The organism is Citrobacter sp. B72 (genome assembly GCF_016894305.1).
In the GTDB taxonomy this organism is placed as follows: domain Bacteria; phylum Pseudomonadota; class Gammaproteobacteria; order Enterobacterales; family Enterobacteriaceae; genus Citrobacter; species Citrobacter portucalensis.
This window is the reverse complement of sequence record NZ_CP069801.1, coordinates 3,382,029-3,405,692: the sequence shown is the minus strand read 5'-3', so window position 1 is coordinate 3,405,692 and position 23,664 is coordinate 3,382,029. Positions and strand designations below refer to the sequence as shown.

The 23,664-nt window shown below is 51.6% G+C and carries 18 protein-coding genes and 7 tRNA genes; 4 read left to right on the top strand and 21 right to left on the bottom strand.

The annotated features are described in order from the left end of the window. Positions 1-24: 24 nt before the first annotated feature. The 9 genes from gltL to miaB form a co-directional block, all read right to left on the bottom strand. Positions 25-750 (bottom strand): glutamate/aspartate ABC transporter ATP-binding protein GltL, encoded by a 726-nt coding sequence (gene gltL, locus JQN59_RS16330; RefSeq protein ID WP_003022754.1) that lies wholly within the window; start codon positions 748-750, stop codon positions 25-27. Further along, on the bottom strand, positions 750-1,424 hold the full coding sequence (gene gltK, locus JQN59_RS16325) for a glutamate/aspartate ABC transporter permease GltK (RefSeq protein ID WP_038638772.1): 675 nt from the start codon (positions 1,422-1,424) through the stop codon (positions 750-752). Before gltK ends, gltL begins: the two co-directional genes overlap by 1 nt. After that, positions 1,424-2,164, bottom strand: a complete 741-nt coding sequence (gltJ, locus tag JQN59_RS16320) for a glutamate/aspartate ABC transporter permease GltJ (RefSeq protein WP_003831316.1) — start codon at positions 2,162-2,164, stop codon at positions 1,424-1,426. Before gltJ ends, gltK begins: the two co-directional genes overlap by 1 nt. A gap of 159 nt (positions 2,165-2,323) precedes the next feature. Continuing rightward, positions 2,324-3,232, bottom strand: a complete 909-nt coding sequence (gene gltI, locus JQN59_RS16315) for a glutamate/aspartate ABC transporter substrate-binding protein GltI (protein ID WP_003022762.1) — start codon at positions 3,230-3,232, stop codon at positions 2,324-2,326. Positions 3,233-3,589: 357 nt separating this feature from the next. Further along, positions 3,590-5,128 (bottom strand): apolipoprotein N-acyltransferase, encoded by a 1,539-nt coding sequence (gene lnt / locus JQN59_RS16310; RefSeq protein WP_149607449.1) that lies wholly within the window; start codon positions 5,126-5,128, stop codon positions 3,590-3,592. A gap of 24 nt (positions 5,129-5,152) precedes the next feature. Further along, positions 5,153-6,031 (bottom strand): CNNM family magnesium/cobalt transport protein CorC, encoded by an 879-nt coding sequence (corC, locus tag JQN59_RS16305; protein ID WP_003022770.1) that lies wholly within the window; start codon positions 6,029-6,031, stop codon positions 5,153-5,155. A gap of 158 nt (positions 6,032-6,189) precedes the next feature. Beyond that, positions 6,190-6,663 (bottom strand): rRNA maturation RNase YbeY, encoded by a 474-nt coding sequence (gene ybeY, locus JQN59_RS16300; RefSeq protein WP_048214688.1) that lies wholly within the window; start codon positions 6,661-6,663, stop codon positions 6,190-6,192. Further along, a complete protein-coding gene (locus JQN59_RS16295) occupies positions 6,660-7,706 on the bottom strand; it encodes a PhoH family protein (RefSeq protein WP_003022776.1) in 1,047 nt (348 codons plus the stop codon). Before JQN59_RS16295 ends, ybeY begins: the two co-directional genes overlap by 4 nt. Before the next feature lie 206 nt (positions 7,707-7,912). After that, positions 7,913-9,343, bottom strand: a complete 1,431-nt coding sequence (gene miaB, locus JQN59_RS16290; protein ID WP_003831327.1) for a tRNA (N6-isopentenyl adenosine(37)-C2)-methylthiotransferase MiaB — start codon at positions 9,341-9,343, stop codon at positions 7,913-7,915. 145 nt (positions 9,344-9,488) lie between these two features. Between miaB and ubiF the strand changes: the two genes are divergently transcribed. Further along, the gene (gene ubiF, locus JQN59_RS16285) at positions 9,489-10,664 is read left to right on the top strand and encodes a 3-demethoxyubiquinol 3-hydroxylase (protein ID WP_048214686.1); all 1,176 of its coding nucleotides are present in this window, start codon (positions 9,489-9,491) and stop codon (positions 10,662-10,664) included. Between the two features lie 104 nt (positions 10,665-10,768). On the opposite strand, the gene JQN59_RS16280 is transcribed toward ubiF, so the two are convergent. The 12 genes from JQN59_RS16280 to nagB form a co-directional block, all read right to left on the bottom strand. Continuing rightward, positions 10,769-10,843 (bottom strand) — tRNA-Gln (locus JQN59_RS16280). Positions 10,844-10,879: 36 nt separating this feature from the next. Continuing rightward, positions 10,880-10,954 (bottom strand) — tRNA-Gln (locus JQN59_RS16275). 43 nt (positions 10,955-10,997) lie between these two features. After that, positions 10,998-11,074 (bottom strand) — tRNA-Met (locus JQN59_RS16270). A gap of 21 nt (positions 11,075-11,095) precedes the next feature. After that, positions 11,096-11,170, bottom strand: a tRNA-Gln gene (locus JQN59_RS16265). Positions 11,171-11,207: 37 nt separating this feature from the next. Then, positions 11,208-11,282 (bottom strand) — tRNA-Gln (locus JQN59_RS16260). A gap of 23 nt (positions 11,283-11,305) precedes the next feature. Next, positions 11,306-11,390: transfer RNA gene (locus JQN59_RS16255), tRNA-Leu, on the bottom strand. Between the two features lie 8 nt (positions 11,391-11,398). Beyond that, positions 11,399-11,475: transfer RNA gene (locus JQN59_RS16250), tRNA-Met, on the bottom strand. Between the two features lie 223 nt (positions 11,476-11,698). Further along, positions 11,699-13,363 (bottom strand): asparagine synthase B, encoded by a 1,665-nt coding sequence (asnB, locus tag JQN59_RS16245; RefSeq protein ID WP_008784099.1) that lies wholly within the window; start codon positions 13,361-13,363, stop codon positions 11,699-11,701. Positions 13,364-13,614: 251 nt separating this feature from the next. Next, a complete protein-coding gene (nagD, locus tag JQN59_RS16240; protein WP_003022792.1) occupies positions 13,615-14,367 on the bottom strand; it encodes a ribonucleotide monophosphatase NagD in 753 nt (250 codons plus the stop codon). A 57-nt stretch (positions 14,368-14,424) separates the two neighbouring features. Then, positions 14,425-15,645: a DNA-binding transcriptional regulator NagC gene (gene nagC, locus JQN59_RS16235; RefSeq protein ID WP_003022796.1), complete on the bottom strand. Its 1,221-nt coding sequence runs from the start codon at positions 15,643-15,645 to the stop codon at positions 14,425-14,427. A gap of 8 nt (positions 15,646-15,653) precedes the next feature. After that, the gene (nagA, locus tag JQN59_RS16230; protein WP_003831339.1) at positions 15,654-16,802 is read right to left on the bottom strand and encodes an N-acetylglucosamine-6-phosphate deacetylase; all 1,149 of its coding nucleotides are present in this window, start codon (positions 16,800-16,802) and stop codon (positions 15,654-15,656) included. A gap of 60 nt (positions 16,803-16,862) precedes the next feature. Next, positions 16,863-17,663, bottom strand: a complete 801-nt coding sequence (gene nagB, locus JQN59_RS16225) for a glucosamine-6-phosphate deaminase (RefSeq protein WP_003022803.1) — start codon at positions 17,661-17,663, stop codon at positions 16,863-16,865. Positions 17,664-18,005: 342 nt separating this feature from the next. On the opposite strand from nagB, the gene nagE reads away from it, so the two are divergent. The 3 genes from nagE (at position 18,006) to chiP (ending at position 23,653) form a co-directional block, all read left to right on the top strand. Continuing rightward, positions 18,006-19,955 carry a PTS N-acetyl glucosamine transporter subunit IIABC gene (gene nagE / locus JQN59_RS16220; protein WP_003831342.1) on the top strand — a complete coding sequence of 650 codons (1,950 nt, stop codon included), beginning with the start codon at positions 18,006-18,008 and terminating at the stop codon, positions 19,953-19,955. Positions 19,956-20,142: 187 nt separating this feature from the next. Beyond that, positions 20,143-21,810, top strand: coding sequence for a glutamine--tRNA ligase (glnS, locus tag JQN59_RS16215; RefSeq protein ID WP_048226099.1), 1,668 nt, complete (start codon positions 20,143-20,145; stop codon positions 21,808-21,810). 436 nt (positions 21,811-22,246) lie between these two features. Then, positions 22,247-23,653, top strand: a complete 1,407-nt coding sequence (gene chiP, locus JQN59_RS16210) for a chitoporin ChiP (protein ID WP_103015089.1) — start codon at positions 22,247-22,249, stop codon at positions 23,651-23,653. Positions 23,654-23,664 lie beyond the last annotated feature (11 nt).

The window sequence follows — 23,664 nt, the reverse complement described above, 5'->3', positions numbered from 1 at the left end:
ACATGGAGATGCGCGCCAGCAAGATTAGTGCAGTATTTTCGCGAGGAAGTCTTTGGCGCGGTCCGATTTCGGATTAGCGAAAAACTCTTCTTTCGGTGAGTCTTCAACAATTTTCCCTTCATCCATGAAGATCACCCGGTTCGCCACTTTACGCGCAAAGCCCATTTCGTGGGTTACCACCATCATGGTCATCCCTTCATTGGCCAGTTCAACCATAACATCCAGTACTTCGTTGATCATTTCAGGATCAAGCGCCGACGTCGGTTCGTCAAACAGCATGGCGATAGGATCCATGCACAGCGCCCGGGCGATAGCGACACGCTGTTGCTGGCCCCCTGAGAGCTGAGCTGGAAACTTCTCCGCATGTGCTGATAGACCAACGCGTTCCAGTAACTTTTGCGCTTTGTCGCGGGCCGGTTTTTTATCGCGCTTGAGCACTTTTACCTGCGCCAGAGTCAGGTTCTCAATGATCGACAGGTGGGGGAACAGTTCAAAGTGCTGGAACACCATACCAACGCGAGAACGCAGTTTGGCCAGATCGGTTTTTTTATCATTCACCACGGTACCATCAACGGTGATGACGCCTTGTTGTACCGGCTCCAGCCCGTTCACCGTTTTGATAAGCGTTGATTTACCTGAACCTGACGGGCCGCAGACCACAACCACTTCCCCTTTTTTCACTTCCGTGGAGCAGTCGGTCAGCACCTGAAAGTGACCATACCATTTAGAAACATTTTTCAGGGTAATCATTAAACTGTCCTTTTCTTCAAATAGCTGACCAACAACGATGCGCTCAGACTGAATACAAAATAAACGGCGCCAGCAAACAGGATCATTTCAACCTGTGTGCCGTCACGCTCGCCAATGGTGGAGGCGGTACGGAAGAAGTCTGCCAGACTTAATACATAGACCAGCGAGGTATCCTGGAAGAGTACGATGCCCTGGGTTAGCAGCAGCGGTACCATCGCGCGGAATGCCTGCGGCAGAATAATGAGCTTCATCGACTGCCAGTGGGTCATCCCTAGCGCCAGCGCGGCGCTGGATTGCCCACGAGAAATACTCTGGATACCGGCACGGATAATCTCGGAATAGTACGCGGCTTCAAACATCGAAAACGCGACCATTGCTGAGATCAGGCGAATATCGGTTTTTGGCGACAGACCCAGTACGTTTTGCAGGAAGCCGGGCACAATCAGGTAGAACCACAGCAGCACCATGACCAGCGGAATAGAACGAAATACGTTGACGTAGCCTTTCGCAAACCAGGCTATCGGCGCGAAGCTGGACAGACGCATGACGGCCAGGATAGTTCCCCATACGATACCAATGACGACCGCCGTGACGGTAATTTTCAGCGTGATCATCAGCCCATCCAGCAGATACGGCAGGGAAGGGACAATAGAACTCCAGTCAAATTCGTACATTATTTGCCTCCCAAATTGCCAGGCAGGCGGATTTTACGTTCAACGAGATTCATCACCAGCATGATGACGGCGTTAATCAGGACGTAAGCCAGAGTGATAGCGGTAAACGATTCCCATGCGTGGGCGGAGTAATCCAGCAGTTTGCCCGCCTGTGCCGCCATATCGACCAGGCCGATGGTGGAGGCGATCGCGGAGTTCTTCACCAGGTTCATCATCTCTGAGGTCATTGGCGGAACAATCACGCGGTAGGCGTTTGGCAGCAGAACATAACGATAAGCCTGAGGCAACGTCAGCCCCATTGCCAGAGCTGCGTTTTTCTGCCCACGAGGCAGAGACTGAATAGCGGCGCGAACCTGTTCGCAGACGCGCGCGGCGGTAAACAGCCCCAGACAAAGCATCGATGAAAGGAAGAACTGGATGTTGGGATCCAACTCAGCCTTGAACCACATCCCAATGTTTTCCGGCAGCAGTTCAGGAATAACCAGATACCAGGTAAAAAACTGGACGATGAGCGGAACGTTACGAAACAGCTCAACGTACAGCGTGCCGATCCCAGAAAGGAAACGATTTGGAACGGTACGTAAGATGCCGAATAAAGAGCCTATGAGGAAAGCGATAATCCATGCGGTGATGGATAACGCGACAGTGACCTGGAAACCACTCCAGAGCCAGCCGAGATAGGTGGTGTTGCCGAACGGGGCTTGTTGTAAAAAAATACCCCAGTTCCAGTCTATAGACATAAATCTACTCCAGAAAAAAAAGGGTAGCAGCGCTACCCTCGAAGATTGTTATTCGGCGTTTTGCGGTTTTCAGGCCTGATGGGGAACGACCATCAGGCTTATAGTCTGTCCGTGCCGAGTAACAATCGAGAGGGAGGGGAAGCCTCCCATTTATTTTAGTTAGTTAAGCGCTTTATCATTCGGTTCTTTGAACAGGGCTTTCATCTCGTCTGACAGTTCGAAATTCATGTTCAGGTTCTTCGGCGGAATTGGATTTTTAAACCACTTATCAAACCATTTCTCAGCTTCGCCTGAGGTTTGCGCCTTGGCGATAGTGTCGTCCATCAGCTTTTTGAACTCAGGATCATCTTTGCGCAACATACAGCCGTAGGCTTCCTGAGACTGTGGCTTGCCGACGATCTCCCAGTTGTCTGGTTTCTTCGCTTTTGCGCGCTCGCCAGCCAGCAGGGCGTCATCCATCATAAAGGCAACGGCGCGACCGCTTTCCAGAGTACGGAAAGAGTCACCGTGGTCTTTCGCGCTGATGATGCGCATATCCATTTTTTGTTCTTCATTCAGCTTGTGCAGCAGAACTTCGGAGGTGGTACCTGAAGTCACGACTACGGCTTTACCTTTCAGATCGGCGAAATCTTTAACGTCGCCGCCTTTTTTCGCTAGCAGACGGGTGCCGACAACGAAAATGGTGTCAGAGAAAGCCGCTTGTTTTTGGCGCTCGACGTTGTTGGTGGTGGATCCACATTCAAAATCGAAGGTGCCGTTTTGCAGCAGCGGGATACGGTTTTGTGAAGTAATCGGGATCAGTTTTACCTGCAGATCAGGCTTGTTCAGCTTTTTCTTCACGGCTTCAACGATCGCGTTGGAGTAATCCTGTGAATAACCGACCACTTTTTGCTGATTATCGTAGTAAGAAAACGGTACTGATGATTCACGGTGGCCGACAACGATCACGCCATTTTTGGCGATCTTATCCAGCGTGCTGCCTGCCGCTGGTGCTGCGTCTTCTGCGTGCGCCAGACCGGCGGACATTCCCATGACCAGCATGGCAGTGGCGAGCTTACGTAATTGCATATCCAACTCCTTTATCGTCTGCGCCAGGGACGCATTGATACCCATTGTGATGTTGTTATTGTTTGCTACTAAAACGTGCAGTCTTGTATGTGTTTGTTAACATTTAGTTTGGATGAATGTAAAGAATTTGCTGTGTTATTGTTTATTTTTGCGAAGTGCGCCGCACCATTTGGGGGCAAAAATATCTTGTTGCACTTTTCAGGTGCTACCGGCGCTCAACTTTGGTGCGACCAGGTTGCACATTCAGCCAAAACAGCGTTTGCCTTGTAGAACAAAGCAATAGACGTGCCAGAATGGGAAGGGATACATATTTTGGGGGCCGGATAAACGAGGCGTTATCCGGCCTGGGGAGGTGGGTTACTTACGACGTTGGCGCAGACTCATTACCACTGCGCCAAAGCCAAACAGCGCGGTTAGCAGCCAGAGCGGCCAGTTTCCGGTACGGGCATAAGGGGTTAAGCCCGTCGTTGGCGTCACGCTGGTGGTCAGCACCTGACGGGTAAACTGCGGGATCATCGCCTGAACTTCGCCCTGTGGACCAATCACCGCCGTAATACCGTTGTTTGTGCTACGCAGCAGAGGTCGCGCCAGCTCCAGGGAACGCATACGCGCCATCTGGAAGTGCTGCCACGGGCCAATAGATTTACCAAACCATGCATCGTTAGAGATAGTCAGCAGGTAGTCCGTATCCGGGCGGAAGTTATCCCGTACCTGTTCGCCAAGAATGATTTCGTAGCAGATGGCAGCGGTCAGCTTAAAGCCGTGTGCATGCAACTGTGGCTGTACATAAGGACCGCGGCTGAACGAAGACATTGGCAGATCAAAGAATGGCGCTAGCGGGCGCAGGATAGATTCCAGCGGGACAAATTCGCCAAACGGTACCAGATGGTTTTTGTTGTAGCGGTTGCTGGAGTCGTAGCTGTATGGGCTGTCTTTACCTAGTGTGATGATGGTGTTGTAGGTGTCGTAACGATTCTGCTTGTTCAGACGCGCGTCTACAATACCGGTAATCAGCGTGCTGTTTTTCGATTTCAGCAGGTCATCCATCATGCTCAGAAAACGCTGCTGGTTAATTTCCAGGTCCGGAATAGCGGATTCTGGCCAGATGATGAGCTGTGATTTGCCCATCTCAGGCTGGGTGGCGTCGAGATAAATCTTCAGGGTGTTGAGTAACTGGCCTTCATCCCATTTGAGCGACTGCGGGATGTCACCCTGCACCATCGAGACCTGGGTGGTTTTTTCCGGCTCCAGCGTGTACCACTGAATATAACGTAGCGGGAAGGGCAGAGCGAAAAGCACCACGGCGGCAGCCAGCGGCTTCCAGTTACGCGTTACCAGCGCAAGTGCCAACAGGCCGCTAACCATCATCAGCAGGAAGTTAATCGCCTCAACGCCCATTACCGGCGCCAGCCCTTTTAACGGACCGTCGATCTGGCTGTAGCCGAATTGCAACCACGGAAAACCGGTCAGTACCCAGCCGCGTAGAAATTCAGTGATTTGCCAGACTACCGGCGCGGCAATCGTTACACGTATCCAGGTAGTTTTCGGCCACAGACGCGCCAAAACGCCGGCAAACAGGCCAGTGTAGAGGGAAAGGTAAGCAGCAAGCAGAACCACGAGGAAGACGTTAACGGGGCCCGGCATACCGCCAAACTGCGCGATACTGACGTAAACCCAGTTGATGCCTGAGCCAAACAGTCCCAGTCCCCAGAAGTAGCCGATAGCGGCAGACTGGAGCGGACGGCGGTTGAAGGTGAGAGCCTGCAGACCCATCAGCGAAACAATCGCAGCGGGCCAGATGTCATACGGTGAGAAAGCCAGTGTCCCGCAGGCACCGAATAATAACGCCAGCAGCAGGCGAATGCGCTGGCGTTCAATTAAAGGGGCAAATGCCATGTAGTCTTAGATCCAGTTTCGGGTTTATTCGTCCAGTTTGGGCTGGGGTGAGTCGTCCGGAATTCTGACATGAACCTGAATAATACGACGGCTGTCGGCCATTGCCACTTTGAACTGGTAACCATCAATGTCGATGGTCTCTCCACGCGCGGGCAGATGACCGAAGGCCTGCATGACCAACCCGCCAATGGTATCCACTTCTTCATCGCTGAAATGCGTGCCGAAAGCTTCGTTGAAGTCTTCAATTGGCGCCAGCGCGCGAATAGTCCAGGTGTGGCGACTGAGCTGACGGAAATCAATATCGTCTTCTTCGTCGTACTCATCTTCAATTTCACCGACAATCAGTTCAAGGATGTCCTCAATGGTCACCAGACCTGAGACACCGCCGAACTCGTCGATGACGATAGCCATATGATAACGCTGGGAGCGGAACTCTTTCAGCATGCGGTCAACCCGCTTGCTTTCAGGGACGACAACCGCCTGGCGTAACACTTTCTCCATGCTGAAGGCTTCGGCATCGCTACGCATAAATGGCAGCAGATCTTTGGCCATCAGAATCCCTTCAATGTGATCCTTGTCTTCGCTAATTACCGGGAAACGCGAGTGGGCAGACTCGATAATGACATCGAGGCATTCGTCCAGAGTTTGGTTGCGTTTCAGGGTAATCATCTGGGAGCGAGGGATCATGATGTCGCGAACGCGTTGGTCCGCAATATCCATTACCCCTTCGAGCATATCGCGCGTATCTTCATCGATAAGGTCGTTTTGCCCGGAATCACGGATCAGCTCCAACAGTTCGTCGCGGTTTTTCGGTTCACCGTGGAAAAGTTGGCTCAGTAACAGGGAAAAAAATCCCTTTTTGCTGTTTAAGGTGTCACTACTGTGTGAATTGTCGTCGCTCATGGCGTCGTATGGGTTCTCATGTTAGTTAATACAAAGCGCGTCATGCGTTTACTCAGCTGTTGACGGCATGTTTTGCCTGATGGCGCTACGCTTATCAGGCCTACGAAAGGCATGAATGTAGGCCGGATTAGGCGCAAGCGCCGCCATCCGGCAAGCTACTATTCTGCAATCTTCTCGGCAATGTACGGATCCTCATAGCCCAGAGCAAGCATAATCTCTGTTTCGAGGGATTCCATCTCTTCCGCTTCATCGTCTTCAATATGGTCGTAGCCGAGTAAATGCAGGCTACCGTGCACCACCATGTGCGCCCAGTGGGCCTCAAGCGGTTTGCCTTGCTCCTGCGCTTCTTTCTCAACCACCTGACGGCAGATGATCAAATCGCCCAGCAGCGGCATCTCAATGCCCGGCGGAGCCTCAAACGGGAAAGAGAGCACGTTGGTGGATTTGTCTTTCCCGCGATAGGTCAGGTTCAGGTCGTGGCTTTCCGCGTCATCGACCAGACGAATCGTCACTTCAGACTCTTCCTGAAACTGCGGGATCACCGCATCCAGCCAGCCCTGAAACTGACTTTCTGTTGGCAAACCGGATTCGTCTTCACATGCCAGCTGTAAATCGAGGATAACCTGACTCATTTTTGTTCCTGCTCCTGAGCTTCGCGCTTGCGTTCTGCAGCCTGCTCGGCTTTGCGTTTCTGTTCTGCTTCTTCCCAGGCTTCATACGCCGTGACGATACGGGCAACCACCGGGTGGCGCACCACGTCTTCGCTATGGAAGAAATTAAAACTAATTTCGTCGACTTCAGCCAGCACTTCAATGGCATGACGCAGTCCGGATTTGGTGCTACGCGGCAGGTCAATCTGGGTGATATCGCCAGTGATGACCGCTTTGGAGTTAAAGCCGATACGGGTCAGGAACATTTTCATCTGTTCGATGGTGGTGTTCTGGCTTTCATCAAGAATGATGAACGCATCGTTCAACGTACGACCGCGCATGTAGGCCAGGGGCGCAACTTCAATGACGTTACGCTCAATCAGCTTTTCAACCTTTTCAAAGCCGAGCATTTCGAAAAGCGCGTCATACAGCGGTCGTAAATACGGATCGACTTTCTGGCTGAGATCTCCTGGCAGGAATCCCAGTTTTTCGCCCGCTTCCACTGCCGGACGGGTCAGCAGAATGCGACGGATCTCCTGACGCTCAAGCGCATCAACCGCAGCGGCAACCGCGAGATACGTTTTACCCGTACCCGCAGGGCCAACGCCAAATGTGATGTCGTGGTCGAGGATATTCGCAATGTACTGTGCCTGGTTCGGCGTGCGCGGCTTAATTACTCCACGCTTGGTTTTGATGTTCACCGCTTTGCCAAATTCAGGCACGCTGTCTGCGCTTTGTTCAAGCACACGCGCTTCTTTGATCGCCAGATGAATTTGTTCAGGCTCGATGTCCTGCGTCTGACCGCGCATTGGGGCGGTATCGACGTACAGGCTACGTAAAATATCTGCCGCAGCGGTGACGCAAATTGGACGACCGGTCAGTTTAAAGTGGTTATCACGGCGGTTAATTTCGATGCCGAGGCGACGTTCCAGCTGTTTGATGTTGTCATCAAATGGGCCGCAAAGGCTCAACAGGCGGGCGTTGTCTGCGGGTTCAAGGGTGATTTCGCGAGTGTCTATGTTCAAACTGTTCCTCTTATGCATGTCTCGCCGGACGCTGAACATTTACCGGCATCTAAGGAAATTATTCACGCCATGGGGGAAAGGCGCAAGCATTGCAGCAAATATGGGGATGATAGGGCAGATTACAAGACCCGCCGGGACAGCGAGCCCAGGATTGTAGGCCCGATAAGTGTAGCGGTATCGGGCCTTTTTTACGTTTTTCAGCAGGATTAAGGCTGATAAATACCGACGCCCAGATCGTTTTCTTTGCGGGTACGCGCAATGACCGATTCAGGGGATTCTGCGATACGCAGACCCATTTCGTCCTCGGTACGCACCACTTTACCGCGCAGGGAGTTAGTCCAGACATCGGTAATTTCTACGTCTACGAACTTACCGACCATATCCGGGTTGCCTTCAAAGTTCACCACACGGTTATTTTCGGTACGGCCTGACAGTTCCATGATGCTCTTACGCGATGTGCCTTCAACCAGAATGCGCTGGGTCGTGCCGACCATACGGCGGCTCCAGGCCATAGCTTGCTGGTTGATACGCTCCTGTAGAATGTACAGACGCTGTTTCTTCTCTTCTTCCGGTACGTCGTCAACCATATCGGCGGCAGGGGTGCCAGGACGCGCAGAGAAAATAAAGCTGTAGCTCATGTCAAAATTGACGTCAGCAATCAGCTTCATGGTCTGCTCGAAATCCTGCGTGGTTTCACCCGGGAAGCCAACGATGAAGTCGGAGCTAATCTGGATATCCGGACGCGCAGCGCGCAGTTTGCGGATGATTGCTTTGTATTCCAGCGCGGTATGGGTGCGCCCCATCAGGTTCAGTACGCGGTCTGAACCGCTCTGTACCGGCAGATGCAGGAAGCTCACCAACTCTGGCGTATCGCGATAAACTTCAACGATATCATCGGTGAATTCGATCGGATGGCTGGTGGTGAAGCGGATACGATCAATACCGTCGATCGCAGCGACCAGACGTAACAGATCGGCAAAAGATCCGATCGTGCCGTCGTAGTTCTCACCACGCCATGCGTTCACGTTTTGCCCCAGCAGGTTCACTTCACGCACGCCTTGGGCTGCAAGCTGGGCGATTTCAAACAGAATATCATCCGCCGGACGGCTGACTTCCTCACCGCGGGTGTAGGGCACCACGCAGTAAGTACAATATTTATTACAACCTTCCATGATGGACACAAACGCGCTTGGACCTTCAGCACGCGGTTCCGGCAGGCGGTCGAACTTTTCGATCTCCGGGAAACTGATATCAACCACCGGGCTACGGGTCGTGCTTCCACGCACTTTGTTGATCATTTCCGGCAGGCGGTGCAGCGTTTGCGGCCCAAAAATAATATCGACGTAATGCGCGCGCTGGCGAATATGATCGCCTTCCTGAGACGCAACACAGCCACCGACCCCAATGATGAGCTTGGGGTTTTTCTCTTTTAACAGTTTCCAGCGGCCCAGTTGATGGAACACTTTTTCCTGAGCCTTCTCACGGATTGAGCAGGTATTCAGCAGCAGCACATCCGCTTCTTCCGCCACGTCAGTCAGTTGATACCCATGAGTGGCATCCAGCAGATCGGCCATCTTCGATGAATCGTATTCGTTCATCTGACAGCCCCAGGTTTTAATATGGAGTTTTTTGGTCATCGACTTGCTCTTGCGAAATTGTGGCTGAAATGCAGGGCGCATAGTGTACTGCTTTGGCGCGGTTGTGACCAGTATGACGGATGTCAGCCTCAAGGGGTAAAAAATCCTGTAAACTTACACAATACATGTAACTGGATAATTGACCATGACAAATCAACCAACGGAAATTGCCATTGTCGGCGGGGGGATGGTCGGCGGCGCGCTGGCGCTTGGACTGGCGCAGCATGGATTTACGGTAACGGTCATCGAGCATGCCGTTCCCGCGCCGTTTGTGGCTGACGGACAGCCTGATGTCAGAATTTCTGCCATTAGTTCCGCGTCGGTGTCGTTGCTAAAAGGGCTGGGCGTCTGGGATACGGTGCAGGGGATGCGCAGCCATCCTTATCGTCGACTGGAAACGTGGGAGTGGGAAAATGCCCATGTGATGTTTGATGCCGCCGAGCTTAAGCTGCCTCTGTTGGGCTATATGGTGGAAAACACGGTCCTGCAACAGGCGCTCTGGCAGGCGCTGCAAGCTCACCCTAAAGTCACGCTGCGCGTACCGGCGTCCCTGATTTCTTTGCATCAACATAACGATCGACATGAGCTTGAGCTGGCAGGTGGCGAAACTATTAGCGCGAAGCTGGTCATCGGCGCCGATGGTGCCAACTCTCAGGTGCGAAAAATGGCCGGGATTGGTATCCATGCCTGGCAGTACGCGCAGTCCTGTATGTTGATAACCGTGCAATGCGAAAATTCACCGGGAGACAGCACCTGGCAGCAATTTACGCCTGACGGCCCGCGCGCGTTTTTACCGCTGTTTGATAACTGGGCCTCGTTGGTGTGGTACGACTCACCGGCTCGCATCCGCCAATTGCAAGCGCTGAATATGCCGCAATTGCAGACGGAGATTGCTAAACATTTTCCATCGCGACTCGGTAAGGTGATGCCAGTGGCTGCGGGGGCGTTCCCGCTTACGCGTCGTCATGCGCTGCAATATGTGCAACCGGGGCTGGCGCTGGTAGGTGATGCCGCGCATACCATTCATCCGCTGGCGGGGCAGGGCGTTAATCTGGGCTTTCGTGATGTCGATGCGTTGATTGATGTGCTGGTGAACGCGCGCAGCTACGGTGAATCCTGGGCCAGTCAGCCGGTGCTCAAGCGCTATCAGAATCGCCGTATGACTGACAATTTCATCATGCAAAGCGGTATGGATCTGTTCTATGCCGGATTCAGCAATAACCTGCAGCCGCTGCGCATCATGCGTAATCTCGGGCTCATGGCCGCAGAGCGCGCTGGCGTACTGAAACGTCAGGCACTGAAGTATGCGTTAGGGTTGTAATTCAGGCAGGCCTACGGGGAAAATACGTAGGCCTGATAAGCGGAGCGCCATCAGGCGATAAATGCAGAAAAGCAAAAAGCTCGCCGAGGCGAGCTTTTTTAATATGGCTGGGGTACGAGGATTCGAACCTCGGAATGCTGGTATCAGAAACCAGAGCCTTACCGCTTGGCGATACCCCAACGGGTGCACCCACAGAGTGGACGACTTTTTGAAATTGGCTGGGGTACGAGGATTCGAACCTCGGAATGCTGGTATCAGAAACCAGAGCCTTACCGCTTGGCGATACCCCAACAATTTTTTGGATTTACCGAACGAGTCGATATGTCCTTAATATGGTGGCTACGACGGGATTCGAACCTGTGACCCCATCATTATGAGTGATGTGCTCTAACCAGCTGAGCTACGTAGCCAAATACTAACATTTTCTTCGATGGCTGGGGTACCTGGATTCGAACCAGGGAATGCCGGTATCAAAAACCGGTGCCTTACCGCTTGGCGATACCCCAATGACCGTTGCGGTGAACCGCTATATCGAAGAAAAAATGGCTGGGGTACCTGGATTCGAACCAGGGAATGCCGGTATCAAAAACCGGTGCCTTACCGCTTGGCGATACCCCATCCGTGCAACGCTTACGGGTGAATGGTGCGGGAGGCGAGACTTGAACTCGCACACCTTGCGGCGCCAGAACCTAAATCTGGTGCGTCTACCAATTTCGCCACTCCCGCAAAAAAGATGGTGGCTACGACGGGATTCGAACCTGTGACCCCATCATTATGAGTGATGTGCTCTAACCAGCTGAGCTACGTAGCCATCTTTTTTTCGCGTAACCTTATCGGCGTTGCGGGGCGCATTATGCGTATTGAGCCTTGAAGCGTCAACCCCTTTTTCATTGAAAATAGCTGGAATGTGACTGTTTGGTTAGGTTGCGAACAGCATGACGCAATATTCGGCAATTATTAGTTATTAATTGTTTTTTTGCACAGAAAACAAACATAAAAAAAGAGCCCCGCAGGGCTCTTATCTAAGGATTAACTTATTTATAAGCGGACTGATGTACGCCAACGGCACGGCCAGACGGATCGTTCATGGTTTTAAACGCCTCATCCCATTCAATCGCCTTAGCAGAAGAACAGGCAACCGACGGCCCGCCCGGCACACATTCGGCAGCGCTTGCTACCGGGAACAACTCTTCGAAAATCTCACGGTACAAATACGCTTCTTTAGACGATGGCGTGTTGTACGGGAAACGGAAGCTGGCAGTTTCCAGTTGTTGGTCAGAAACTTGTTCTGCAGCCACCTCTTTCAGAGTGTCAATCCAGCTGTAACCGACACCGTCAGAGAACTGCTCTTTCTGACGCCATGCGACGCTTGCCGGCAGGTAGGACTCAAAACATTCGCGCAGAACGTGTTTTTCCATTTTGCCGTTGCCGCACATTTTGTCCTGTGGGTTGATGCGCATCGCCACATCAAGGAATTTCTTATCCAGGAAGGGCACGCGGGCTTCTACACCCCAGGCCGACATGGCTTTGTTGGCACGGGCGCAGTCGAACATATGCAGCGCTTGCAGCTTGCGCACGGTTTCTTCGTGCAGTTCTTTTGCATCTGGCGCTTTGTGGAAATAGAGATAGCCGCCAAACACTTCGTCCGAACCTTCACCCGACAACACCATTTTAATGCCCATCGCTTTAATTTTACGCGACATTAAGTACATTGGCGTCGAGGCGCGAATCGTCGTGACATCGTAAGTTTCGATGTGGTAAATCACGTCACGGATCGCATCCAGACCTTCCTGCACGGTGAAGTGGATCTCATGGTGCACGGTCCCCAGATGGTTCGCCACCTCTTGCGCAGCTTTCAGATCCGGAGCGCCTTCCAGGCCGACGGCGAAGGAGTGTAGCTGTGGCCACCAGGCTTCGCTACGTTCCTGATCTTCAACACGGCGTGCCGCGTATTTTTTAGTTATCGCGGAAATTACGGAAGAATCCAGACCGCCGGACAGCAGTACGCCATAAGGAACATCTGACATCAGGTGGCTTTTCACCGCATCTTCCAGCGCCTGGCGCAGCTCGTTTTTATCAGTAACGTTGTCTTTGACTGCATCGTATTCAAACCAGTCGCGCTGGTAGTACTGACGAATTTCACCGTCTTTACTCCACAAATAGCTACCGGCCGGGAATTCTTTGATTGTGCGGCAGACGGGAACCAGCGCTTTCATTTCAGACGCAACGTAGAAGTTACCGTGCTCGTCGTAACCCATATACAGCGGGATGATCCCGATATGATCACGACCGATCAGGTAGGCGTCCTGCTCGCTGTCGTACAGGGCAAAAGCGAACATCCCTTGCAGGTCATCGAGGAACGCGGGTCCTTTTTCCTGATACAGGGCGAGGATAACTTCGCAGTCGGAACCGGTCTGGAACTGGTAGCGATCGCCGTATTCAGCACGCAGTGTCTGGTGGTTATAAATTTCACCGTTAACCGCCAGGATATGTGTCTTCTTCACGTTGTACAGCGGCTGAGCACCGGCATTGACGTCGACGATGGACAGACGTTCGTGCGCCAGAATGGCGTTATCACAGGCGTAAATACCTGACCAGTCCGGGCCGCGGTGGCGCATCAGACGAGACAGTTCCAGGGCTTTTTTACGCAGTTCAACTGCGTCAGTTTTAATATCGAATACGCCAAAAATAGAACACATAACCTTCTCCGTTAACCTGTTGCGTGATGCTTTTTATGTTTGCTTGATAAAGAAAATGCCGCAAAGCTGGAGAGGGCGCAAGCGAATTACGGGTCAGAAAATAAAAAACGCAATGGTCATTGCTGATTGATGAAAAAAGATTATGTAATGAACGCTATTATTGATGAATCAACAGTGAAGTGGTGATTTTATTGAATGGATGTATTTTTCAGGCCGGATAACTTGCAGATGTTGTTATCCGGCTAAAGAGATTAAATGACGTCTATTTCAGCAACGGACGGGTAAATCCAGCTTGGTCTGAACGGCATGTTGTCAATATCATCAAGCTTGGATACGCCAGACAGTACCAGGATAGTTTCCAGACCCGCCTGAAAACCTGCCAGAATATCGGTACGCAGGTTGTCACCAACGATAACGGTTTCTTCCGAGTGCGCCTGCATTTTGTTGAGAGCCGCGCGAATAATCCACGGGCTGGGTTTGCCGACATAAAACGGTTTACGACCTGAGATCTTCTCAATACCGGCACAGAGTGCTCCACAGGCGGGATAAAAGCCGCGACCGTGGGTATCCGGGTTAGTGGCGATAAAACGCGCGCCGTTGGCGACAAAATAGGCTGCTTTATGCATCATGTCCCAGTTATAGGAACGTGTCTCGCCAACAATCACAAAATCGGGGTTCACGTCGGTAATGGTAAATCCAGCTTTATACAGTTCGTGAATTAACGCGCCTTCACCCACCACGTAGGCCTTTTTCCCTTCCTGGCGACGAAGAAAATCAGCGGTAGCCATCGCGGAAGTATAAAAGACGCTATCAGGGACATTCACACCCGCGGTGGCGAAGCGGTTTGCCAGATCTTGCCCGGTTTGCGAAGGGTAGTTAGTCAGCAGGACTAACGGCAAACCTTTTTCCAGGATCCCAGTCAAAAATTCTGCCGCACCCGGTACAGCAACATTGTCGTGCATCAGCACGCCGTCGATATCACAAATTACATTCTTAATGGCCATGGACTACCCAGGGAATTCGTTATGAGTCTGATAGTAATCGACTACTATATGAGAGCATTAGCTTTCCAGCAAACGTTGCAGCAATGTCCCGTTGAGCATTGCGCGCTTCACCAGCGCAAAGGCGCCAATGGCGGAGCGGTGATCCAGCGTGGACCGAACCACCGGTAAATTATGGCGAAACGCTTTCAACGCCTGCGTGTTGATACAGCTTTCTATTGCAGGCAGCAGCACCTTATCCGCCTCGGTAATTTCGCCCGCAATGACGATTTTTTGCGGGTTAAACAGGTTGATGGCAATGGCGATAGTTTTACCCAGATGGCGACCAACGTGCTCAATAACTTCTGCTGCCAGATTATCGCCTTTATTCGCGGCCTTACAGATGGCTTTGATGCTGCAATCATCCAGCGTGAGTCGACTTGGATAACCCTGCTTCAGTAAGTTCTGCACGCGATGTTCAATAGAAGCATTGGCGGCAATGGTTTCCAGGCAGCCGAAATTACCGCAGTGACAGCGCTCACCCAGCGGCTCTACCTGAATATGACCAATCTCGCCGACGTTGCCATTGCGACCGATGAAAATTCGGCCATTGGAGATGATACCCGCGCCGGTTCCACGGTGCACTCGCACCAAAATGGAGTCTTCGCAATCCTGGCTTGCCCCGAAATAGTGCTCAGCCAGCGCCAGGCTGCGAATATCATGACCAACAAAGCAGGTGACTTTGAAGCGTTTTTCGAGCGCTTCGACCAGTCCCCAGTTTTCGACCTGAATGTGTGGCATATAGCGGATGACGCCGCTTTCAGGATCGACAAGGCCTGGCAGGATGACAGAAATTGCGATCAGCTCACGGATTTTCCGCTGGCAGCTCTCAATAAAGATGGCAATGGTGTTGAGCAGCGCATATTCCAGCGTTTCCTGGGTGCGCTCCGGGAGGGGGTAATGCTCTTCGGCGACAACTTTACTGCTCATATCATAGAGCGTGAGCGTTGTGTCGTGGCGACCCAGTCGTACGCCAATGGCGTGGAAATTGCGAGTTTCTGTGACGATAGAGATAGCGCGGCGGCCCCCGGTGGAGGCCTGCTGATCGACTTCTTTGATCAGCCCGCGTTCGATCAACTGACGCGTAATTTTGGTTACGCTGGCGGGGGCAAGCTGGCTTTGCTCGGCAATTTGAATTCGCGAGATTGGCCCATGCTGGTCAATCAGGCGATAAACCGCCGCGCTGTTAAGCTGTTTTACGAGATCAACATTACCTATTTGAGCTTGTCCGCCTGGTGTCATTCTTTCTCTTACTCAGTAACGACCTCGTTGCCATTAACGATGGTCTTGATAATTTTAAAGTCGTGCGTGAACGCAGTCAGGTTGGCTACTTTGCCTGGCGCGATGCTGCCGAGTTGTTTGTCGACGCCGATGGCGCGAGCAGGGTAGAGCGTTGCCATGCGTAAGACTTCGTCGAGGGCGATATTTGCATGCTCGACCAGATTGCGTACGCCTTCAATCATGGTTAATGATGAACCGCTCAACGTGCCGTTCTCATCAACACACAGTCCATTGCGGTAGTATATTGTTTTACCAGCGAAAATGAACTGTTCAATGTTTGCACCTGCTGGCGCTGTCGCGTCAGTGACCAGGCACAGCTTGTCGCCTTTCAGGCGCTTAGCATTACGAATGTTAACGTAGTCAACGTGCAGGCCATCGGCGATGATACCGCAGTAGATATCGGCTTCATCCAAAATAGCGCCCGCCAGACCGGGTTCGCGGCCGGTAATGTACGGCATCGCGTTGAACAGATGCGTTGCAAAGGTAATACCTGCACGGAATCCGATTTTTGCTTCTTTTACCGTTGCATTGGAGTGACCCGCAGAAACCACGATACCCGCATTCACCAGTTTGGTGATGACCTCTACCGGGACCATTTCTGGTGCCAGTGTGACTTTGGTGATCACATCCGCATTATCGCACAGGAAATCAACCAACGCAGCGTCCGGCTGACGGACAAATCCCGGATTATGTGTACCTTTTTTCACCAGGTTCAGCCACGGGCCTTCAAGATGAAGTCCTAATGCCTGATTGGGGTGTTTCGCCAGGTATTCACGCATCACGCGAACACCTTGTTTCATCAGGTCATCGCTGGTGGTGATAAGCGTTGGCAAATAGTTGGTGCAGCCAGATTTTTCATTGGCTTTCTGCATGATTTCCAGCGTTTCAACGGTTACGGCTTCTGCCGTATCGTTAAACTGCACACCGCCGCAGCCGTTCAGCTGTACATCAATAAAACCGGGGGAAACAATGGCCCCATTCAGTGAGCGCTGTTCAATCCCTGACGGTAATTCAGCCAGTGGGCAAACGCTGTCGATCAGGCCATTGGCGACAACAATCGCATGGTCATCAAGAATTTCGTGACCGGTAAAGATCCGGCCCTGGGTTAAAGCATACATTCCGACCCCCGATTTCAAAAAATGCCGCCCTGCAACTTATCGACAGGGCGGAGACATCAATTACAGACCTTTAATATTTTCCGCTTCTAACTCGTTGAAGTATTTCAGCGTCTTCACTTTCAGTTCCATGGTGGAAGGCTCATCGCAGACCACAACGGCTTTTGGATGCAACTGCAGGCAGCTGATGGTCCACATGTGGTTAACGTTGCCTTCAACGGCAGCTTGCAGCGCCTGTGCTTTCTGGTGGCCCAGAACCAGGATCATCACTTCTTCAGCATCCAGCAGGGTGCCCACGCCAACGGTCAGCGCATATTTAGGTACCTGGCTTACGTCGCCGTCAAAGAAGCGTGAGTTAGCAACACGTGTGTCGTGAGTCAGCGTTTTGATGCGGGTACGGGAAGCCAAAGAGGAAGCTGGCTCGTTGAACGCGATGTGACCATCGTTGCCTACACCGCCCATAAACAGGTGGATTTTACCGTAAGAACGGATTTTTTCTTCATACTGACGGCATTCTGCATCAATATCCGGCGCGTTACCATTGAGGAGGTTGATGTTTTCTGCTGGAATATCAACGTGATCAAAGAAATTGCGGTGCATAAAGCTGTGGTAGCTTTCCGGATGCTCTTTCGGCAGGCCAACATATTCGTCCATGTTGAACGTAACAACATGCTTGAAGCTCACCTGGCCCGCTTTGTGCATTTCAACCAATGCTTTATAAGCTGTCAGCGGAGTACCGCCAGTCGGCAGGCCCAGAACGAACGGACGATCTGCCGTTGGTTTGAACGCGTTAATACGGTTAACGATATGGCGAGCAGCCCATTTGCCGACTTGTTCAGCGGTATTCAGGGGGATCAGTCTCATTCTTCACCTCAAAAGTAAAAGTAAGCAGTTGGCGGATTGAGTCTCTGTGCAGTATTAAGCGTAACCTGGTTTTGCATCGGTAAGGATCAATCCGTTTCGATTTTTTGAATGATAAAATAAGTTTTCGTAGTTAGCCAGTGAAAGGGAGGGTTAATAACGATATTTGGTGACTGGAATCACAAAAAACACGCGTTTAATTTGCGATACGAATTAATTTTTCACACACTCTGAATGTAGATGAATGGTTAATATCGTTGTTCCAGAATCTTGCTGTCAGGAATGGTCGCACAATAAAAATATGGCTTCAAAGAAGCCTAATCGGGGTCTCGTAGGGGGAATAAAATGAATATTTTAGGTTTTTTCCAGCGGCTGGGTAGGGCGTTACAGCTCCCCATCGCTGTGCTGCCAGTCGCGGCACTGCTGCTGCGATTCGGCCAACCAGATTTACTTAACGTACCCTTCATCGCGCAAGCGGGTGGGGCCATCTTTGATAACCTCGCGTTAATTTTTGCGATCGGTGTTGCTTCCAGCTGGTCAAAAGACAGCGCAGGTGCAGCAGCGCTGGCAGGTGCGGTCGGTTATTTCATATTGACCAAAGCAATGGTTACCATTAACCCTGCAATCAATATGGGCGTGCTGGCGGGTATCATCACCGGTCTGGTCGGCGGTGCCGTGTATAACCGCTGGTCTGGTATCAAACTGCCTGACTTCCTGAGCTTCTTTGGCGGCAAACGCTTTGTGCCGATCGCCACTGGCTTCTTCTGTCTGGTGCTGGCTGCTATCTTCGGTTACGTATGGCCGCCGGTACAGAACGCCATCCATGCGGGTGGTGAGTGGATCGTGGGCGCTGGTGCGCTGGGTTCCGGTATCTTTGGTTTCATCAACCGTCTGCTGATCCCAACCGGTCTGCATCAGGTGCTGAACACCATCGCCTGGTTCCAGATTGGCGAATTTACTAACGCTGCAGGTACCGTATTCCACGGTGACATCAACCGCTTCTACGCGGGTGACGGCACTGCGGGTATGTTCATGTCTGGCTTCTTCCCAATCATGATGTTTGGTCTGCCGGGTGCGGCGCTGGCAATGTACTTCGCGGCTCCGAAAGCACGTCGTCCGATGGTTGGCGGTATGCTGCTGTCCGTTGCGATCACCGCGTTCCTGACCGGTGTTACCGAGCCGCTGGAATTCCTGTTCATGTTCCTGGCTCCACTGCTGTATCTCCTGCACGCACTGTTAACGGGTATCAGCCTGTTCGTTGCAACACTGCTGGGGATCCACGCAGGCTTCTCCTTCTCCGCAGGTGCTATCGACTACGTGTTGATGTACAACCTGCCGGCAGCAAGCCAGAACGTCTGGATGCTGGTAGTGATGGGGCTGGTGTTCTTCGTTATCTACTTTGTGCTGTTCAGCGCGGTTATTCGTATGTTTAACCTGAAAACGCCGGGCCGCGAAGATAAAGAAGACGATATCGTTACTGAAGAAGCCAACAGCAACACTGAAGAAGGTTTGGCTCAACTTGCAACCAACTACATTGCAGCGGTTGGTGGTACTGATAACCTGAAAGCGATTGATGCCTGTATCACTCGTCTGCGTCTGACCGTTGCCGACTCCGGTCGCGTTAACGATGCGATGTGTAAGCGTTTAGGCGCATCTGGGGTAGTTAAGCTGAACAAGCAAACTATCCAGGTCATCGTGGGGGCGAAAGCCGAATCCATCGGCGACGAAATGAAGAAAGTTGTCGCGCGTGGCCCGGTGGCAGCAGCATCTGGTGAAAGTGCGCCAGCAGCAGCGGCCCCAGTAGCAAAACCGCAGGCTGTAGCGAATGCAGTCACCGTTGAAGCGCTGGTTTCTCCGATTACTGGTGACGTAGTTGCTCTGGAGCAGGTTCCTGATGAAGCCTTCGCCAGCAAAGCAGTAGGCGACGGCGTGGCAGTGAAACCAACGGATAAAATCGTGGTTGCTCCGGCTGCGGGCACCATCGTGAAAATCTTCAACACTAACCATGCGTTCTGCCTGGAAACTGTTAAAGGCGCGGAAATCGTGGTCCATATGGGCATCGATACCGTAGCGCTGGAAGGCAAAGGCTTTAAGCGTCTGGTTGAAGAAGGTGCGGAAGTTACTGCAGGCCAACCGATTCTGGAAATGGATCTGGAGTTCCTGAACGCTAACGCACGTTCCATGATAAGCCCGGTTGTGTGCAGCAACAGCGATGATTTCGGCGCTCTGGTTATTAAAGCCGAAGGTCATGTGGTTGCCGGTCAAACACCACTGTATGAAATTAAAGGTAAATAACTGCTCCTGAGTAAAGTGAGTTAAGTGCCTTAAGCGGCGGGGGATATTCCTCCGCCGCTTTTTTTTGCAGCAAATGCCCTCATATATCCTGTTGAAACACCTTTTTTGTGCAACTAATAGTTGTCTCCTGACGTCGCTTATAAGATCATACTCCGTTATACGTTGTTTACGCTTTGAGGAATCCACGATGAGTGAGGCTGAAGCCCGCCCGAGTAACTTTATTCGTCAGATCATCGATGAAGATCTGGCCAGTGGTAAGCACACCACTATCCATACCCGTTTTCCGCCGGAGCCAAATGGCTATCTGCACATTGGCCACGCGAAATCCATTTGTCTGAACTTTGGCATTGCGCAAGATTACCAGGGCCAGTGCAACCTGCGTTTTGATGATACGAACCCGGTTAAAGAAGATATCGAGTACGTTGAGTCGATTAAAAACGACGTTGAATGGTTAGGTTTCCACTGGACTGGCGACATTCGCTACTCTTCGGATTACTTCGATCAGCTTCACGCCTATGCGGTAGAGCTTATTAATAAAGGCCTGGCGTACGTTGACGAACTGTCAGCGGATGAAATCCGTGAATACCGCGGCACGCTGACTCAGCCTGGCAAAAATAGCCCGTACCGCGATCGTAGCGTCGAAGAGAACCTGGCGCTGTTCGAAAAAATGCGTGCCGGTGGTTTTGAAGAAGGTAAAGCCTGCCTGCGTGCGAAAATCGACATGGCGTCGCCGTTTATCGTGATGCGCGATCCGGTGCTGTACCGTATTAAGTTCGCCGAACACCACCAGACCGGCAACAAGTGGTGCATCTACCCGATGTACGACTTTACCCACTGCATCAGCGATGCGCTGGAAGGCATTACGCATTCCCTGTGTACGCTGGAGTTCCAGGATAACCGTCGTCTGTACGACTGGGTGCTGGACAACATCACCATTCCGGTTCATCCGCGTCAGTACGAATTCTCGCGCCTGAATCTGGAATATACCGTGATGTCCAAGCGTAAGCTGAATCTGCTGGTGACCGACAAGCACGTTGAAGGCTGGGACGATCCGCGTATGCCGACGATTTCTGGCCTGCGTCGTCGCGGTTACACTGCTGCCGCGATCCGTGAGTTCTGTAAACGCATTGGCGTGACCAAGCAAGACAACACCATTGAGATCGCTTCTCTGGAATCCTGTATCCGCGAAGATCTGAACGAAAACGCCCCTCGCGCGATGGCGGTTATCGATCCGGTTAAACTGGTTATCGAAAACTATCCGCAGGGCGAAAGCGAATTGGTCACCATGCCTAACCATCCGAACAAACCGGAAATGGGCAGCCGCGAAGTGCCATTTAGCGGTGAAATTTGGATCGATCGCGCAGACTTCCGTGAAGAAGCGAACAAGCAGTACAAGCGTCTGGTGATGGGCAAAGAAGTACGTCTGCGTAATGCTTATGTGATCAAGGCCGAACGTGTTGAGAAAGATGCGGAAGGGAATATCACCACCATTTTCTGCACCTACGATGCCGACACCCTGAGCAAAGACCCGGCCGATGGTCGTAAAGTCAAAGGCGTTATTCACTGGGTGAGCGCGTCCCATGCGCTGCCGATTGAAATCCGCTTGTACGATCGTCTGTTTAGCGTGCCAAATCCAGGCGCGGCGGAAGACTTCCTGTCCGTTATTAACCCGGAATCGCTGGTCATTAAGCAGGGTTACGGTGAGCCGTCGCTGAAGGCAGCGGTTGCAGGTAAAGCGTTCCAGTTTGAGCGTGAAGGTTACTTCTGCCTGGACAGTCGTTATGCAACGGCTGACAAGCTGGTGTTTAACCGTACCGTTGGTCTACGTGACACGTGGGCTAAAGCGGGCGAATAAGCCGCAACACATCCTCTCTAAACGCCGCTTCATGCGGCGTTTTTTTTCGCAAAAAAAACGTGTTCCAGGCTCCGTTTGCGGAGCGAATTAATTACATGTCCGTAATAATGGGCTGGGCGAATGTTTTTACGTTTAAATAACTTACCTCAATATGAAATGGGCTGAAACCGATTTCATCTCCATGGAAAACAAGCGATTTTTTAATTTTTTCAACGCTTTTTTATCTTCCGATGAAAATGTAACAGAAAGCAATCAAATATGTGCGGTTGCTCATACTATTACATACTCGTTACAGAAAGAGATTGATAATTCGCGTCGCGAAAAATAGTCTATTCATTGTAGTCACTGAGGTTTTCTTAGCGCTACTTTTTTATTTTTTGTTTTTTCGCTGTCCGCTTTTGTCGGCAGCATTTTATATGTCAAAGAGGATTAACATATGCGTACGTTTAGTGGCAAACGTAGTACGCTGGCGCTGGCTATCGCCGGTATCACAGCAATGTCGGGTTTTGTTGTCGCTCCGCAGGTACACGCCGAAGGATTTATTGATGACTCAACCTTAACAGGTGGCATCTATTACTGGCAGCGTGAGCGTGACCGTAAAGATGTGACCGATCATGACAAATATAAAACCAACCTTTCTCACTCCACCTGGAACGCTAACCTCGACTTCCAGTCCGGTTATGCGGCCGATATGTTTGGTATTGATATCGCAGCATTTACCGCTATTGAAATGAATGAAAGTAGCGAAAGCGGCCATCCAAACGAAATCGCATTTTCTTCCAAAAATAAAGGCTATGACGAGGATTACTCCGGCGATAAGAGCGGGATTAGCCTTTATAAAGCAGCAGCCAAATTTAAATACGGCCCAACCTGGGCGCGCGCCGGTTACATTCAACCAACCGGGCAGACTCTGCTGGCACCGCACTGGAGTTTTATGCCAGGTACCTATCAGGGTGCTGAAGCCGGTGCCAACTTCGATTACGGTGATGCTGGCGCACTGAGTGTCTCCTATATGTGGGCTAACGAATATAAAGCACCGTGGCACACCGAAGTCGATAAATTCTATCAGGCTGATAAAAAGACCAGCGTTGATTACCTGCACTCAATTGGCGCGAAATATGACTTCAAAAATAACCTGTTGCTGGAAGCGGCATTTGGTCAGTCTGAAGGTTATGTCGATCAGTACTTCGCAAAAGCCAGCTACAAATTCGATTTAGGCGGTAACCCATTTACCACCAGCTACCAGTTCTACGGTGCACGCGACAAGGTTGATGATCGTACCGTGAACGATATTTATGATGGCACTGCCTGGTTGCAGGCGTTGACCTTTGGCTACAAAGTGGCAGAAGTCGTTGACCTTCGTCTGGAAGGGACCTGGGTTAAAGCGGACGGCCAGCAGGGTTACTTCCTGCAGCGTATGACCCCAACCTACGCCTCTTCAAACGGTCGTCTGGATGTCTGGTGGGATAACCGTTCTGACTTCAACGCCAACGGTGAAAAGGCAGTCTTCTTCGGCGCAATGTATGACCTGAAGAACTGGAATCTGCCGGGCTGGGCGGTAGGCGCGTCCTACGTTTACGCATGGGATGCTAAGCCATCAACCTGGCAGCTCAACCCGGATGCGTACTACGACAAAAACCGGACTATCGAAGAATCTTCTTACAGCCTGGATGCGGTCTACACCCTGCAGGAAGGTCGTGCGAAGGGCACCATGTTTAAGCTGCACTTCACTCAATACGACAACCATTCAGACATTCCGAGCTGGGGCGGTGGCTACGGCAACATGTTCCAGGATGAGCGCGACGTGAAGTTCATCGTTATTGCTCCGTTCACCATCTTCTAATGCCAACAGCG